At 38.7% G+C, this 15,854-nt stretch carries 12 protein-coding genes and 6 pseudogenes; 13 read left to right on the forward strand and 5 right to left on the reverse strand.

Annotated features, from left to right (window positions below; all coding sequences use genetic code 11):
* Positions 1-93 precede the first annotated feature (93 nt).
* Both hxlB and hxlA read right to left on the reverse strand, forming a co-directional pair.
* Positions 94-651: a 6-phospho-3-hexuloisomerase gene (gene hxlB, locus JNUCC41_RS18595; RefSeq protein WP_192204277.1), complete on the reverse strand. Its 558-nt coding sequence runs from the start codon at positions 649-651 to the stop codon at positions 94-96.
* A gap of 7 nt (positions 652-658) precedes the next feature.
* Positions 659-1,306 (reverse strand): 3-hexulose-6-phosphate synthase, encoded by a 648-nt coding sequence (gene hxlA / locus JNUCC41_RS18600; protein WP_192204278.1) that lies wholly within the window; start codon positions 1,304-1,306, stop codon positions 659-661.
* Between the two features lie 222 nt (positions 1,307-1,528).
* Between hxlA and JNUCC41_RS18605 the strand changes: the two genes are divergently transcribed.
* The 4 genes and pseudogenes from JNUCC41_RS18605 to JNUCC41_RS18620 all read left to right on the forward strand — a co-directional run bounded on the left by JNUCC41_RS18605 (position 1,529) and on the right by JNUCC41_RS18620 (position 4,732).
* Positions 1,529-1,894: a winged helix-turn-helix transcriptional regulator gene (locus tag JNUCC41_RS18605; RefSeq protein ID WP_098186912.1), complete on the forward strand. Its 366-nt coding sequence runs from the start codon at positions 1,529-1,531 to the stop codon at positions 1,892-1,894.
* 473 nt (positions 1,895-2,367) lie between these two features.
* A pseudogene (locus JNUCC41_RS18610) lies at positions 2,368-2,777 on the forward strand (DJ-1/PfpI family protein).
* A 99-nt stretch (positions 2,778-2,876) separates the two neighbouring features.
* Positions 2,877-3,617, forward strand: a complete 741-nt coding sequence (locus JNUCC41_RS18615; RefSeq protein ID WP_192204279.1) for an SDR family oxidoreductase — start codon at positions 2,877-2,879, stop codon at positions 3,615-3,617.
* A 224-nt stretch (positions 3,618-3,841) separates the two neighbouring features.
* Positions 3,842-4,732 (forward strand): aldo/keto reductase, encoded by an 891-nt coding sequence (locus JNUCC41_RS18620; RefSeq protein WP_228467369.1) that lies wholly within the window; start codon positions 3,842-3,844, stop codon positions 4,730-4,732.
* 294 nt (positions 4,733-5,026) lie between these two features.
* Here JNUCC41_RS18620 and JNUCC41_RS27455 read toward each other — a convergent pair.
* Positions 5,027-5,137, reverse strand: a pseudogene (locus JNUCC41_RS27455) (recombinase family protein); the annotation flags it as partial.
* A gap of 141 nt (positions 5,138-5,278) precedes the next feature.
* On the opposite strand from JNUCC41_RS27455, the gene JNUCC41_RS18625 reads away from it, so the two are divergent.
* Complete coding sequence (locus JNUCC41_RS18625) at positions 5,279-5,713, forward strand: OsmC family protein (RefSeq protein ID WP_192204280.1); 435 nt, start codon at positions 5,279-5,281, stop codon at positions 5,711-5,713.
* 257 nt (positions 5,714-5,970) lie between these two features.
* Here the strand turns inward: JNUCC41_RS18625 and JNUCC41_RS27460 are convergent.
* A pseudogene (locus JNUCC41_RS27460) lies at positions 5,971-6,045 on the reverse strand (6-phospho-3-hexuloisomerase); the annotation flags it as partial.
* A gap of 489 nt (positions 6,046-6,534) precedes the next feature.
* On the opposite strand from JNUCC41_RS27460, the gene JNUCC41_RS18630 reads away from it, so the two are divergent.
* The 6 genes and pseudogenes from JNUCC41_RS18630 to JNUCC41_RS27130 form a co-directional block, all read left to right on the forward strand.
* On the forward strand, positions 6,535-6,858 hold the full coding sequence (locus tag JNUCC41_RS18630; protein WP_192208221.1) for an ArsR/SmtB family transcription factor: 324 nt from the start codon (positions 6,535-6,537) through the stop codon (positions 6,856-6,858).
* Between the two features lie 20 nt (positions 6,859-6,878).
* Positions 6,879-7,844, forward strand: a complete 966-nt coding sequence (locus JNUCC41_RS18635) for a TIGR03571 family LLM class oxidoreductase (protein ID WP_192204281.1) — start codon at positions 6,879-6,881, stop codon at positions 7,842-7,844.
* Between the two features lie 29 nt (positions 7,845-7,873).
* Positions 7,874-8,875, forward strand: a complete 1,002-nt coding sequence (locus JNUCC41_RS18640) for an LLM class flavin-dependent oxidoreductase (RefSeq protein WP_192204282.1) — start codon at positions 7,874-7,876, stop codon at positions 8,873-8,875.
* 161 nt (positions 8,876-9,036) lie between these two features.
* Entirely contained in the window at positions 9,037-10,062 is a 1,026-nt protein-coding gene (locus JNUCC41_RS18645; RefSeq protein ID WP_192204283.1) for an LLM class flavin-dependent oxidoreductase, read from the forward strand.
* A gap of 280 nt (positions 10,063-10,342) precedes the next feature.
* Positions 10,343-10,480: a hypothetical protein gene (locus JNUCC41_RS18650; RefSeq protein WP_192204284.1), complete on the forward strand. Its 138-nt coding sequence runs from the start codon at positions 10,343-10,345 to the stop codon at positions 10,478-10,480.
* Between the two features lie 269 nt (positions 10,481-10,749).
* Positions 10,750-10,860 (forward strand): annotated as a pseudogene (locus JNUCC41_RS27130) (SDR family NAD(P)-dependent oxidoreductase); the annotation flags it as partial.
* Positions 10,861-10,934: 74 nt separating this feature from the next.
* Here JNUCC41_RS27130 and JNUCC41_RS27465 read toward each other — a convergent pair.
* Positions 10,935-11,582, reverse strand: a pseudogene (locus tag JNUCC41_RS27465) (IS3 family transposase); the annotation flags it as partial.
* Positions 11,583-12,113: 531 nt separating this feature from the next.
* Here JNUCC41_RS27465 and JNUCC41_RS18670 point away from each other — a divergent pair.
* Together JNUCC41_RS18670 and JNUCC41_RS18675 are read left to right on the forward strand one after the other, a co-directional pair.
* A pseudogene (locus tag JNUCC41_RS18670) lies at positions 12,114-13,238 on the forward strand (IS3 family transposase).
* A gap of 654 nt (positions 13,239-13,892) precedes the next feature.
* Positions 13,893-15,833 carry a PhoX family protein gene (locus tag JNUCC41_RS18675; protein WP_192204287.1) on the forward strand — a complete coding sequence of 647 codons (1,941 nt, stop codon included), beginning with the start codon at positions 13,893-13,895 and terminating at the stop codon, positions 15,831-15,833.
* The last annotated feature ends 21 nt before the right edge of the window (positions 15,834-15,854 follow it).

A 15,854-nucleotide genomic window follows, 5' to 3' on the forward strand; every position in this document is an offset into this window, starting at 1 on the left:
AACAAAATAATGTTTTAAAGACTAACCAAAAGACCGCAAAGTTTCTTTAGTATGTCTGCGGTCTTTTGGTTATTACATTCTTAGAACTATGTTTTATTCAAGGTTGGCATGTCTGCCATACATCTTATTGGTATCTAATCCCTTTTTCTCCATGAATCTCAAGATGACGGCATCATAAAAAAGTAAAAGGGTCTGCTCAAATAGTGAGCCCATTGGTTGGATGGTTTTATAATCGCCCTCTGATTGGTCTTTCGGGGATCCAGGCAATTTAATGGTGATATCGGCTAACTGTCCAATAGTGGATTCAGGAAATATCGTGACAGTTGCAATTTTACCACCAATGCTTTTTGCTTTTTCAGCCATGGAGACTAAGCTTTTTGTTTCCCCGGATCCGGATCCGATGATTAAGATATCCTCTTTTTCAAAGTTGGGAGCTACAGTTTCACCGATTACATAAGAATCAATTCCCATATGCATCATCCGCATGGCGAAGGATTTGGCCATGAATCCTGATCTGCCTGCACCGGCGACAAAAACCTTTTTCGATTCAAGTATCCCGTTGACGAGTTTTTCAGCTTCTTCATCTGCGATTAAGTCAGCTGAATGATTAAGCTCTTTTAAGATTTCTGCTAAATATTGAGTCGTCTGCATCTTAGGATTAACCTGCTGTAACCATTTGTTCTTTGATCATTTGTTGCATTTTGGCAGCAGCAGCTTTTTTATCAGCTTGTCCAGTAATCCCGCCGCCTACAATGACAAGGTCTGGATTTACTTTAATGACTTCTGGAAGTGTTTCTAATTTAATGCCGCCTGCGATGGCCGTTTTAGCATTTTTAACCACACTTTTGATGGTTTGTAGATCTTCAAAAGAATTTTTTCCGACTGCTTGAAGATCGTAGCCCGTGTGAACACAAATATAATCCACGCCCATAGTGTCCACTTCTTTAGCACGTCCAGCAAGGTCTTTTACCGCAATCATATCGACAAGGACTTTTTTACCCTGTTTTTTCGCTTCTTCTACAGCACCTTTAATCGACATATCTTCAGCCGTTCCAAGAATAGTGATGATATCAGCACCTGCTTCGGAAGCTTTCATCACTTCATATCCAGCAGCATCCATAATTTTCAGGTCTGCTAATACTTTTAAGTTAGGGAATGCTTCTTTTACTGCCTTTACAGCATGGAGACCTTCGTTGATTACAACCGGTGTTCCGATTTCTACGATATCAATATGCTCCTCTACTTCTTTTACCAATTCGATTGCTTCTGGAATGTTGACTAAATCTAATGCTAATTGTAATTCCATCTATGTTTCACTCCTCAGAATTTTTTAAGTTTGTTGCACAGTAGTAATTATGCTCATTGCTCACTTTCGTTTCTCCTGGCAACTGTAACCAATGCTCTTGTTAACAATGGTACAGTGTTAGTATAATGTGTATATTAAAAGTGTGAAAGTACGCACTTTATTGTTACATAGTGTTAAAAAGTATACTATGTGTTATTCTATATATAAGTGGAGGTAAAACAAATGTCACGTATCCAGGAAAAAATGTTTAACTGTGAAAAAGAATTAACGCTATATGTTATTGGCGGTAAATGGAAAATGCTGATTTTGTGGCATTTAGGAAAAGAGGGAACGAAGCGATTTGGTGAGCTGAAGGCTCTTATGCCGGGCATTACCCAACGAATGCTTGTTAACCAATTACGCGAGCTAGAAGAAGACCTCATTGTTGAACGAAAAGTCTATCCTGTTGTTCCGCCAAAAGTGGAATATTCATTGACCGAACAAGGAAAAAGCTTAATGCCAATACTCGATTCCATGTATGAATGGGGTAAAAACTATATGGAGAATGTGATGGATACTCCTGCCAATAAAAGTGCACCTATTAAATAGCAATCGTTCTAAAAAGAGGGGATTAAAAACCACAAGTAGACTTTTAATAAGTCAAGACTTGTGGTCTTTTTATTTGCAATGATCCAGTTCATAAAGGAAATTAAGGAGTACATTCTGGAAAAAGGTAAATAATATTCCTGTGTTGTAAAGGATTTTAGCTGAACTGTTTTATAGTAAGGAATCAAGAATAATACATATTGTCAGGTGAGATGATGAAAAAATGCCATTAACAGTAAAGGAATTTGGTGTGGGAGAAGCAGAATTTGAAAAACACCTGAACCAGATGGCAGCAGGAGCTTTTGAGGATCCTTGTACTCCGTCCAATCCACGAGAAGTATCGTGGAGGATATGAAAAAAATCTATATTGCGGCTTACAACGGAGATAAAATCAACTTCTAATGAAGATAATCAGAACATGGTACGAAAATGAATATTTTTACTTCTGTTCTATGATTTTAAGGAGGTTAATGGACATGAGCAAAAAAATCGCTACGCTTATAACAAACCTATTTGAAGATGTGGAGTACACTGAACCAGTACAAGCCTTTAAAGAAGCTGGTCATGAAGTTATCACGATTGACAAACAATCAGGTAACGAAGTAACTGGTAAAAAAGGCACAACCGTAAAAATTGATAAATCCATTGATGAAGTTCATCCTGCAGATTTTGATGCGTTGCTTATCCCTGGTGGATCCTCTACCGATTTATTGCGTGAGAAGGTGTCGACATCACTGGCTATAAATCCATTCGCAACGATTTGAAAAATGATGGTGCAAATTATAAAGACGAAGAAGTTGTCATCAGCAAAAATATTGTAACAAGTCGAGAACCAAAAGATATTCCAGCATTCAATCGTGAAACACTAAAACTTTTAGCTAAATAACAATGGTGATGAAAAAACTTAAATATATCTAACTTGCGGATGCTTTTATCAGAATCCGCAAGTTGGTTAAACAAACGTATGAATAAAGGAGGAATTGCGTTGTCATTAAAAGGTAAAAGAGTGGTTGTTTTAGGAGGTACATCTGGTATTGGTTTTGCCGCTGCCAAGGCGTTTATCGATGAATCCGCTCAAGTCATTATTGCTAGCCGTTCTGCTTCAAAATTATCTGACGCAGAAGTGAAGCTTGGTGGTGACGTAGAGGGCTATGAAATCGACTTTCGCAGCGAGGAAAAGGTTGCTGGCTTTTTCAAGAAGGTTGGAAAATTTGATCACCTAGTGGTCACTGCAGGTGAAGGCGCAATGGGTCACTTTAGCGAACTGCCTGTTGCAACCGTAAGAGAGGCTTTTGATAGTAAGTTCTGGGGGCAGTATATTTCGGTTCGTGCTGCTCTTCCATACTTGAATAATGAAAGTTCTATTACATTAACTTCTGGTGTATATGGTGTGCGTCCTCCTCAAGGTGCAACGACTCTAGCTTCCATTAATTCAGCAATCGATGGATTAGTAAGAGGACTTTCAGTGGACCTGGCACCTATCAGAGTAAACGTGGTATCACCTGGTATCGTTGACACTCCTCTTTACGGCGGAATGCCAGAAGATGAAAGACAAATTATGTACCATGGGATAGCTAAGCAATTACCTGTTGGACGTGTTGCTCAACCTAGAGATATAGCTGAAACCTATGTTTACCTAGCGAAAAATGGGTTTACAACTGGCACATCGGTTCTTATCGGCTCATTTGATCTAATCCATGGATATCAAAGTCGATTGATAAATTGATTTAGAATAGAAGTGGTGAGGTTGACTCAAAGTGTCCGACACTTACAGACCATCCTCACTTTCTTTGTTTTTTTGCACAGACGGAAGCAGAAATGGCCATATCATGCAACAAAGAAGGATTTTTTTGGTTGCGTAAATTCTAAATATATGCGTACTTTATACGAAGAGACTTTAACATTTTGCTTCTATGATACCCAAATACATAAAAGAAAGGGTCGAGCCTAATGGATGAAAAGAAAAGAGCGGAAATTAAAAGTGCATTAGCCAAACACGTGGTAACCCTGCCTGATGGCACTTCTTTACCTAGTTTAGGACAAGGAACATGGTACATGGGGGAAAATCCCCAAGTGAGAGACAAAGAAATAAAAGCCTTGCAGCTCGGCATAGAATTAGGCATGACACTTATTGACACTGCTGAAATGTACGGAAATGGCGATTCTGAACGCTTAGTTGGCGAAGCCATTAAAGGACGCAGAAATGAAGTCTTTTTAGTCTCAAAAGTGTATCCCCATCATGCAGGTTTAGATATGATTTCAAAAGCATGTGAAAACAGCCTAAAACGACTCGGAACAGACCAATTGGACTTATATCTTCTCCACTGGAGAGGACATGTTCCTTTAGAGGAAACAATTGAAGGAATGGAAAAACTACGTGAAGAAGGGAAAATTTTAAGATGGGGCGTCTCTAATTTTGACACGGCTGATATGGAAGAGCTATGGTACATTACGAATGGAAAAAATTGTGTGATGAACCAAGTGCTATACCATTTAGGTTCAAGAGGAATCGACTTCGATCTCTTACCATGGCAACGTGAACATAACATGCCAATCATGGCCTACAGTCCCCTTGCCCAAGGAGGCTCTTTAAGAAGACAGCTATTAAACGATCCAACTATTCAGGATATTGCTGACAAATACAATGCCGAACCATTACAAATCGCTCTCGCTTGGACCATCCGTTCGAATAACGTCATCTCTATTCCAAAAGCGGTTCAAGATGAACATGTTTTAGCAAATGCCGAAGCAGCAACAATTGAGTTAACTGAAGAAGATCTCAGTAGAATTGATCAAGTGTTTCCTAAACCTACTAGGAAAATGCCATTGGATATTATTTGAAAATTCACTTTAAAGAGGGAATATTGTTGGAGTTGCTGACAATCTAATAGGAATTTCAAAAAAACTGTGTAGAATTTATTCCATACAGTTTTTTTTCGGGGAAATTTAATATCCTTTCCGAATTATTCTCGCATAACGGAGTAGTGCTAATTGGACGGAAAAGCTTAATCGGTTGTAGTCCGGTCAATGACAATGAATGATTTCCAAATCATTTTGCGAGAAGGTATAGTAAGTAGCAAGTCCTCTTTCACCATTGGGAGGTACCATCCATTCTAATCGTTGGTCTGTTGTAAGAAGTTCTTTTCCACTTTGTTTATCAATGAAGATATAACGTTCTTCAATTCTAAGTTCATGAAATTTCTTAAGCTGTCGTTCTGGATTTTGATCCTTAGCTGAATCACGAACCTACCCAAATTCCAAAAATAGCCACGCCCTCCAAAATGCTCTTCTTGTCTTTTAACGAAGTGTTTTCGATACCCATCGAGTAAAAACATACGTGAATAGGCAAGATATATATGCATTTAATATATTGAAGGAGTGTTAATTATGGCTGATATGAAAATAAATGTGAATGCAATTTGGGATGGTGGGGTAACAGGGAATGGAACCCTTAAAGCGGAGTATCTGGATACAAAAATCGCTATTCCAACATCATTAGGAGGTAGTGGTAACGGAGCAAATCCAAAAGAGGTTCTCGTTGCTTCTGTAACAACTTGTTATGCAGCAACACTAACATTTGTGCTTGAAAGCAGAAAACTTCCTGTGGCGGAACTTACAGTGAACTCTGAGGCAAGTATATCTGATAATGAGTTTAAAATTATCCATTATCCTCACATCGTTTTATCTGCTGGCGCGACAGAAGAACAAACTCAATCTGCACAAAGAGCGACAGAAGAAGCAGATAAAGGGTGCGATGTCGGAAATATATTGAAAAAAGCAGATGTTAAAATTGAAGTTCAAGGTAAAGTTTCTGTGAAATGATATGCTTCACCCAAAGATATAGAAATATTCACTTTTTTGTTCAAATTTATCGATCTTCCACAATCGAGGCATTATCTACAGTATGGAAAAAAGCCCAATTTCTCAATTTAATGCTGAGAAATTGGGCTTTTTAATATTAGTATTTCCTTAAAGTTGTAAATTTGCGTTTTGCTGGTGGTACCCCTTTATAAAAAATAAAAAGGAGCTAGTGTTATACAGTTACCTGAAGACTTTAAAAATTTTTTAGGCATAAACCCAGCTACTATCCCCATGTGCATCATTCGCATGGCAAAGGATTTACCATTTGGCCCGGATCTTCCTGCACCCGCTAGCTTCTTCGTTGGCTTTTAAGTCTAATCTACACTTGTTAATCCATTTTACAATATCATCCTGAGATGGTTTACTCTTTGACACAATAAAGACTGCTTCAAAACGTTGTTTACAAGGATTCCAAACGAAGCAACAAATCCATAGACCTTGTATCGTCATCTATAACATCATCTTCATCAGAAGTTTCTTCACCTATCCTTTTAAAGTCTTGGTTTTCAAAGCTATATTCCAACTCAAACCATTTAAAAGATGGGCAAAATAATCCTCATCTCTTTGCCACCTGTCCTCTAAGCTAATTTGTGTAGTTCCTTTAAAGCCGTTTCCTAGCCCTGTCTAAAGCATAAAATTTGATTTTGGGTATAAAGGAGAATAATATAGAGATATCGCAAATTATCAATTTCCTTTTGTTCGATTAGTTTATACGCATTCCAAGCAAAATAGATTTTAATAAGATCAGAAAGGGGCGGGCACCGTTGAATCAGGAATCAAATATGATAAATGACGAACAGGCAGTTGAAATTTTCAAGGCTCTGTCAAATCAAATAAGGGTAAATATTCTGCAAATGTTGAAAGAACCTGATAATAACTTTTCCCCGCAGGCCCATGTCATCAAAGAAAAAGGCTTTGATGGCGGGATTTGTGTTAGTGATATTCGCAGCAAAGTAGGACTATCACAGTCCACTACCTCCCAGTATTTATCTATCCTATTGCAAAGCGGTCTGGTGGAAATGAAACGAATCGGACAATGGACTTATTATCGACGCAATGAGGAAACCATTAAACAGTTTGAAAAGTATATAGGCTTAAAAATATAACCTTTTAAGGAGGACCAAAAGTGAGTTTTCAAAATCATCGTGCCTATAACAGCATGTACCAGAAAGACAAAATGACACTCGGATTTGTCCTCCCGACTGCCAAGATGTCTAAAAATCCGATTATGGAGAATCAGCTGGAGCTTGCCCGTAAAATTGAGGAATATGGCTTTGCTTCATTATGGCTCCGTGATATTACGATGCAGAATTTGAATATTGATGATAACGGCCAAAAATTCGATTTATGGATTTATTTGACGTATCTTGCTGCCTATACGAAGCACATTGCGTTAGTAACAGGAAGTGTAGTTCTCCCTTTGCGCCACCCCGTCAGGGTAGCTAAGGAAGCTGCATCAATAGACCAATTGTTTCCAGGTCGATTGATTATGGGAGTGGCATCAGGGGACAGGGAAAAAGATTTTACAGCTTTAGGGATATCTAAGCAAGAAAGCGGTCCGTTATTTAAAGAAAATTTCGAAATTCTCGACCGGCTGTTAAAAGAGGATCAGCCGACAATCCACAGCCACGCCGGGCTTATCGATGGTACAGATATGAGGTTAATCCCAAAGCCTGTATCTTCGATTCCGACCATGGTGACTGGATTTAGCAATCAGTCTATCAATTGGATAGCCAGGAATGGTGATGGGTGGCTTCAATACCCAAGAAGCATTATTCAGCAGGCGCAGCTTATCCAGGATTATCGTGCTTTAACTGAAGTTCAAGCTCCAGAAGATTTTAAACCCTTCTCTCAAAGCTTGTTCATCAATTTATTGGAAAATCCCGATGAAATGCCTGTACCCATACCCTTAGGCTATTCCGTGGGAAGAAACCGTTTAGTTGATCTACTTCATCAATTTCAAGAGATTGGTGTCAACCATTTGGCGTTTGTTCTGTATTTTTCCAAGCGCCCTCCAGAGGAAGTAATCCAGGAGCTTGGAGAATTTGTTTTACCCAACTTTCCAACCCATAAAGGTACAGGCCAGCTATAAAAAATTCAATTGTATAAAGGGGAAGAATTATGACAAAGAAAATAGAACTTTCAGTACTAGATCCCTCCCCAATAGTCGAGGGGGGATCAGCCGAACTTTCCCTTCAAAACACGCTTGATCTAGCAAAGAAAACAGAGCAGTGGGGATATAAACGGTTTTGGCTTGCTGAACATCATAATTGGGCAGGAATGGCGAGTTCAGCATCCCCAATCGTAATTGGACGAGTAGCCTCTGTCACGGAAAAAATGCGTATTGGATCAGGCGCAATGCTGCTTTCCCATCATTCTCCGCTTTCCGTGGCAGAGCAATTTGGAACATTAGAAACCTTCTTCCCTGGCCGGATCGACCTTGGATTGGGGCGGGCACCTGGCACCGACCAATATACAGCAAATGTATTGCGGCAGCGGGTTGCTGGTGAACCTGAATTTGATGCCCGGCTTGAGGAGCTTATCGCATATCTTTATGGTACAGGAACAGCCACTAAGAATGGTTCATTTAGCATTCACGCCATTCCCGGCGAAAAAACAAATGTGCCAATTTGGCTGTTAGGTTCAGGGTTTTATAGTGCACAATTGTCTGGGATGCTTGGGTTACCATTCTCTTTCGCGGGACATTTTGCTCCAGGTAACATGATGGAGGCCATAAAACTATACCGGGATTATTTTCGTCCGTCTCAATTTTTGGAGGAGCCTTATGTACTGTTAGCCGTTCAAGTGGTGGCTGCTGATGAGAAACAGGAGGCACAAAGGCTTGCCACTTCGATGTATCAAAAATTTCTTTTGTTAACCCGTGGACAGCCTTCGCCCATTTTGCCACCAGTTGATAATATGGACAAACTTTGGAACGATAATGAACGCAGGGCAGTTGAAGAACAGCTTTTCACTTCCATCATCGGGGACCCTGCAGGTGTGAAGCAGCAGCTCCATGAGTTAATAGAAAAGACTGACGCTGATGAAGTTATGGCTCATACAGAGATCTTTGATCATAAGGCACGGCTGCGCTCTTATGAAATTTTGGCTCAGGCGCAGTAAATTAAACAGTGTCTAGTCTAATCAAGGATGTATTTTCTGCAGATATTAAATCAGTTAAATTAATGTGATTTAGATTGAAGCAGTAAAAGAGGACAAAGAATAAAACCTATAAATTCTTTTATAGGTTTGAAGCGAAATTTTTAAAGAAAGAAGATGAGCATATGCCTGAAAATGATACAAAACAAATTACGGATATTCCATTCTCGGTCCTCGATCTCTCTCCAATTGCAGAAGGAAGGACGCCGGCTGATTCTTTTCACAATACTTTGGAGCTGGCCCAGCTCGCTGAAAAGCTGGGGTATAACCGATATTGGCTCGCTGAGCATCATAATATGCCATTTATCGCCAGCTCTGCAACATCGGTAGTCATTTCCCATGTTGCAGCAGGTACATCAAAAATCCGGGTTGGTTCAGGCGGCATTATGCTGCCGAATCATGCACCTCTTGTTATTGCTGAGCAATTTGGTACTCTGGAATCATTATATCCAGGACGTATTGATCTTGGCTTGGGCCGTGCACCAGGCACTGATCAGCTTACCGCACGTGCATTAAGACGTGACTTGAGAAGTTCAGGAGAAGATTTCCCTGAGCAGCTGGCTGAGCTCCGGAATTACTTTGACCCTTCCCTGGCACAAGGATATAGTCATGTTAGAGCAATTCCGGGTGAGGGATTAAACATACCTATTTGGCTGTTAGGTTCGAGCGGATACAGTGCCCAACTGGCAGGAGAGCTTGGACTGCCGTTTGCATTTGCGAGCCATTTCTCGCCGCATAACACACTGCCGGCTATCCAGCTGTACCGCCGTTCGTTTAAGCCTTCTAAAGTACTGGACAAGCCGCATGCAATGGTAGGGCTAAACATCATTGCGGCCGATACAGATCAAGAAGCTGAGCGGCTCGCTACAACATTGCAGCAGCAGTTCCTGAATTTGATGCGCGGGAAGGAAGTCCCATTGCAGCCGCCAGTGGATAATATTAATGATATAGCGAGCGACTATGAAATAGCTGCCCTTGAGAATCAATTAGGAACTTCGATTGTCGGCAGTCCTCAAATCGTAAAAGAAAAGCTGGAAAAGGTTCTGGATGAAAGTCAAGCCGATGAAATTATGGCAATCGCCCAGGTTTACGATCATAAGGCCCGCCTCCATTCCTATGAAATATTGGCAGAAATTACTCAGCTAAAATAGGTCAAAACTGGCATCACCATGGAAGAAACGTTGCAATTAGTTACAAGTTAGCGGACCAGGACCTGGATTATCTCCATATTTCTGTCGGCGGCTTTTGGAACGGATCAATCTGTGATGATAACAATCAGACATCCCGAGTTGTTATGATCCATGAGCGTGTCGGCGATCGTGTTCCTGTGATGGGTGTTGGGATGCTGCGGACACCCGATGAAGTGATGAAAGCATTTGCAATAGGTGTACCTTTAATCGCTTTAGGGAGGGAGTTGATAATGGGACCTCAGTGGGTACAAAAGTACAAGCCAGTGAAGAAGACGAAATCCTTACAACATTATCTAAAAAAGATCAAAAAGAACTGGCTATTTCTGATAAAATGTGGGAGTACTATACTGGCATCCCTGGCTGGCTTCCTATTGTATAAGGAGTTCACTTATCTCATTTCATCTTTGCTTCCTTGAATTGTTCAACAAAAAATGGGAATCATGATGATAATTGTCCTTGCTCAGCAAGTATAAGAATATACCTTATACTAAACAAGACGGAACATTTTAAAGGGAAACCATCTTAGTGGTTTCCCTCCTTTATTGAGTATTAGAGCAGAAAATCAGCCATAGTTCATTTGTTTATGACTAGAAATTATTGTTAATATATAATCAACAATAGACGCCCATAGAAAGGATTGTATCTAAAGTGAACCTGGGATTAAAAGATAAAAAAGCACTCGTGACAGGCGGCAGTAAAGGTATTGGAAAAGCAATTGCTGTCGCGTTTGCCAAGGAAGGCACCAACCAATGTTGTAATTTGTGGTCGTGGTGAAGAAGCATTAAAAGAAGCAGCAGCAGAAATTGAAAAGCTGGGAGGCAATAGGTTTTAATATGGAGAATGGGTGAATCTTTCGATTCCAAGCGATCAAAGGCTTTATCCAGCATTTTGGAAACGAGGATAAACAGGCCGAGATTCGATATTATAGGCGATGATTTCTCCATTAAACAGGTCAAGAATAGTCGATAAGTATAGTTTTTCCCCAGCTAGATGGAATTCCGTGACGTCTGTCACCCATTTTTCATTGGACTTTGCCGCCTTGAAATCACGTGCTAGGATGTTGGGCGCAATCTTGCCGATTTTCCCTTTTTACGAACGGTATTTCTTCATGCGAACCAATGACTTCAATCCTAGTTCATTCATCAATCGGAGAACTGTTTTATGATTGATGTGAGCACCTCGGTTAAGTAATTCTAGGGTAATACGCCGATACCCATAACGCCCTTTATACGTATGTAAAATCTCTTTGATAAGGGATTTAATTTCTGTGTATTTATCCTCACGCTCGAAGGCGTTTACCCAATAAATAGGACTCCGTGCCATTTTAGAAATGGATAGAAGCAGACTTAAATCATGGACTACTTTCGCTTTTTCTTTCTTTGTAAGGCTTCCTTTTCTTGAACTAAGGCATTCAACTTTTTTAGATAGGCATTCTCCGCACGTAAGTATTCTAATTCGGCAATAAGTGCTTCTTGAGAGCCATTAGCTGGTGATTTTTTCTTAGTATCTTTTTTCATGGATAGACGCCCCTTTCTCTTTGGTTTAAGGGCGCCTATATCTCCTTTCTTAAACTGATTTGTCCAGTTAAAAAGTGTAGGCTCGGAAGGAAGGTTATAGTGTACAGCGGTCTCGTTGATCGATGCCCATATTCGTTCATATATTTTAGTACCTCTAGTTTAAAGGGCAGAGTGTAATTTGTATAGGATGAAACAAGTCCTTCCATCCCATGTTTTAGATAGCGTGCGACCCATCTTTTCAGAGGGGATACTCTAAAACTGCATTTGATTTTTCATCTATCGTATATTTAGTCAAAAAAACTGCACCCCAATTGTTTTTTTGATACAACTTTATTGTCAGGTAAAGTACCATAATTGAAACCGAGAAATAAGATGGAAAACTGATGTATTTACTGTTTTTATATGGATCTGTTGGATTGGTGATGGAGTTAGTATAGTTTCATGGACACATTTTAGTTAAGTCCTTACAATGATTTTTGAGAGGATGTGTCCGTCTTGGAACGTAAGAATACAGGTAAAAAATATAATAATGAATTCAAGAAGACTATTGTAGATCTTTATCAATCGGGTAATTCGGTCAAAGAATTAAGCTGCGAATATGGCGTATCAGAAGTTACCATTTATAAATGGTTTAAGGAATTTACTCTTATCGGTTTAGGGGAAGATTCCATGACTCCAAAGGAATTAGCTGCCATACAGAAGGAAAACCTTCGGTTAAAGCAAGAAGTTGAAATCTTAAAAAAGGCTATGGCCATATTCGCGAAAAAGTAACCGAGACAGATCATACCGAATTTATTGAGGAACACAAGAAACAATATCCCGTACAGAAGATGTGTGAAATACTAGAAATCCCAAAAAGCAGCCATTATCAGTCCCTTCAAATAGTCGTATCAAATCGCGAACAGTAAAACCAAGAACTCACGAAGGAAATTCATCTCATTTACCTGGAAAGCAAGGGACGATATGGGGCTCCAAAGATTCATGAAAGCTTATTAACCAAAGGATTTTCCCTAAGTCTAAAACGTGTTCAACGTCTAATGAGCAAGGCGAGTATTCGTTCTATCACGAAGAAAAAATACCGTCCTTATCCATCAAAAGAAAAGGTTAGATAATTTGCTTAAACGAGACTTTACTACCCAGACCATTAATGAGAAATGGGTAGCTGATATTACGTATATCCACACATTAAAAGACGGATGGTGTTATTTAGCTTCGGTATTGGACCTTCATTCTAAGAAAATAGTAGGGTATTCATTTTCTCGTTCAATGACGACAGAACTGGTCATAAAAGCTTTCAATAACGCACACCTATCACAAAAGCCCTCGGAGGGCTTAGTTCTTCATACAGATCTTGGCTCATAATATACAAGCAGTGAGTTTACTCAACATTTCCAAAACCATCATATTAAGCAATCCCTAAGTCAGAAAGGTTGTCCGTACGATAATGCTTGTATTGAATCCTTTCATGCCCTATTAAAAAAGGAAGAAGTCAACCACGTACAATATCTAGACTATCAAACAGCTAAATTAGCTATGTTCCAATTTATTGAAGGTTGGTATAACCGAAAAAGAATTCACAGCAGCTTGGGCTATCAAACCCCACAAGCCATTGAAGATTGAATTAGGAATACAGCTTAAGATTTAACTTTTTAGTGTCCAAAATATTGACTCAAATCCAGTAGTTTAGGATTACTAGTGATGAACCGTATCATAAATAAATGAGGTTTCTAGTTAAAAGTTAAAAAGTATTTAATTCTTTGAATTCATTATTATCTTAATAAAAATAAGCACTCAGTCAAAAAAGAGTAGAATGCTGAAATTAATCTTAGCATTCTACTCTTTTTTTTGTCTCTAATATCACCAAAATCTATTTGATGACCGCCGCCAAAGTTGATTCACTCCATTTGTGATGACCGCCGCCAAAGTTGATTCACTCCATTTGTGATTACCGTGGCCAAAAAGTAAGTTTTCACCTTTTATAAGTTTGTTTATTTTTGTTAGTAAATTAATATAAGGAAAAAAGACTTCAAAAGACAACTATCCCCTACTTTCAAACCATATGACAATTGCCAACTACTTTCAGAAAAAGATTATAAAAATTCAAAAGCAAGTGGAGAAAAACAACCTGTTTTTCTCCACTTGCTTTATTTTATGGACTTATCGGACAGCCCCCTTGTGGAATTAATAATATTAATATAAAAAATTAACATTATATTTATATAATTTTGGTTTAATTGAATTGTAAAATATAAATCTCCTTGGAGGAATCATTAGATGATTAATAAGAAAATTGTGAAAACAGGAGCTACTTTAGCACTTGCCTTAGCTATTACAGTTCCAGCACTATCACCGACAGCAGCTACTGCGAAGGAAAATAGTAAAATTGAATCTGTTAAATTTAATGGAATGAAAGCACCAGCTACCATCGATGAAATGGTAAAAACATATACAACTGCAACCGTTGATGTAAAATATAGCAATGGAAAAGTAAAAACATTTCCGTTGTCCTACAACTACCTTTTTAAATCGGAAGATAAGGTAGCAACCGTTAAAGGTGAAAAAATTCCTGCAGGTACACCAATTGATGTAAAAGGAAACCCAATTAAGGATCCAAGCAGCACAGACGGAAAATATTTTGTTTCAGATGCTCCGGATTCAAATAGCTTATTAATGCCAATTGACGGCAAACTTTATATGGTTACACATTATGAATATCAAACAATTGATGCTGCTGGTCAATCAGCATACGGTTTAGTCCCAGCATCTATGTCTTTAACTGAGTTGGAACAGGACAAAAAAACAGGTGAACTTAAACCTGTTAAAGTAGAAAAAATCGATTTTTCGGCAGTAAATGGACTTTGGATTCCATGTAATGGTTCTTTATCACCATGGAATACACATTTAGGTTCAGAAGAGTATGAGCCAGATGCTCGTCAATTTGCGGACCCTACATCAAAAACAAGAAGTCAAGTTGAAACATTTGCTCAATTCTATTTTGGAAATAAAGCAAAGGCTAATCCTTATTTCTATGGCTACACTCCTGAAATTACAGTAGATAAGAAGGGGAAAGCATCGGCTGTAAAACATTACAGTACAGGGCGTTTCTCCCATGAGTTAGCTAAAGTAATGCCTGATAACAAAACTGTATTTTACGGTGATGATGGTGGTAATACAGGAATGTTTATGTATATAGCCGATAAAGCAAAAGATTTATCAGCGGGTACACTATATGCAGCTAAATTTAAACAAACAGGTACTGAAAATGGTGGTTCAGGAGACTTAGAATGGATTAATTTAGGACATACAACGGATAAAGAAGTGGAAAAAATTATTGACAGCGGCATTACATTCAATGATATTTTTGAAACTTCTGATGTACCAAAAGAAGGTTTTACAGCGATTAAACAATATTCATATGGTAAAACAGAATATCTAAAACTTAAACCTGGTAAAGAAAAAGCAGCTGCCTTCCTTGAAACACGCCGATACGCAGCAATGCTTGGTGCGACTACTGAATTTAACAAAATGGAAGGTTTAGCGCTTAACGAAAAGGATAAAAAAGTATATATTGCTATTTCCGATCAAAGTAAGAGTATGGAAAAAGATTCAACAGGAAAAGACCCAGCAGACCATCTCCAATTACCAAAAATTAAAGCTGGTGTAACCTATCAATTAGATTTACAAGGTGGTCAAAAGGATAGCGAAGGAAAGGCTATTCATAGCTCTTATGTAGCACCATCAATGTATGGATTGGTGGTAGGCGAAGACATTCCTAATGCTGATGCATATGGAAACACTGCAAATGTAGACAAAGTAGCTAATCCCGATAACTTAAGTTATTCTGAAGCAATGAGAACCCTCTTTATTGGTGAAGATAGCGGTGCTCACACAAATAACTATGTTTGGGCATATAATGTTGATACGAAAGAATTAAATCGTATTCTATCTGTTCCAGCAGGAGCCGAAGCAACTGGATTATTTGCTGCTGATGACCGCAATGGATTCTCATACATTTTCAGTAATTTCCAACATCCTGGTGATGAACTAGATGGTAAGTCAATTACAGCTGTTAACAAAGATGAATTACTTAAAGCTGTTGACGAACAAATTGGCATTAATAAAACAGGGGGGATTGGTTATATCTCTGGTATACCTTCTTTAACAAAATATAATAATGGTAAATATCAAAAAAGTTTAGAAATTGATAAAAAATGATAAGTTTAAATTAGGTAATGA

Source organism: Brevibacillus sp. JNUCC-41, from assembly GCF_014844095.1.
Classification (GTDB): domain Bacteria; phylum Bacillota; class Bacilli; order Bacillales; family DSM-1321; genus Peribacillus; species Peribacillus aracenensis.